Annotated in this window: 1 protein-coding gene; it reads left to right on the plus strand. The window is 38.8% G+C overall.

The window, feature by feature from the left end; all coding sequences use genetic code 11:
• Positions 1-135 precede the first annotated feature (135 nt).
• The coding region (locus tag GO013_RS17335) for an outer membrane family protein (RefSeq protein WP_163813203.1) at positions 136-322 on the plus strand (187 nt) is incomplete at its 3' end.

Here is a 322-nt window from a genome sequence, read left to right on the forward strand (position 1 = left end):
GAACCCGCTTTTTGTAAAAAGGGAGGTTTGTGATTTTATCGTTTTTTTTTTCTACAATGAGCGAGGAGCGAGCAACTTGCGAGTTTGTTTTATGGCATAATATCAGACTTCAATAAAAAGGTGTTTGATAAAAGGGTGCTTAATCAAAAAGTTTGGCTAGGGTTTTTAGCTTTGCATGGGGTTTTTCTCAACGCTTTTGAGTATCAAATCAGCGCGAGAGTGGGATCATTTTCGCACATCGCTTTCAATCAGTCGGTTATCAATTCAAAAAAAGGGATTTATCCTACAGGGAGTTATGTAACCACTACCGGGGCTTTACAAG

Source organism: Pseudodesulfovibrio sp. JC047 (assembly GCF_010468615.1).
Taxonomy (GTDB): domain Bacteria; phylum Desulfobacterota; class Desulfovibrionia; order Desulfovibrionales; family Desulfovibrionaceae; genus Pseudodesulfovibrio.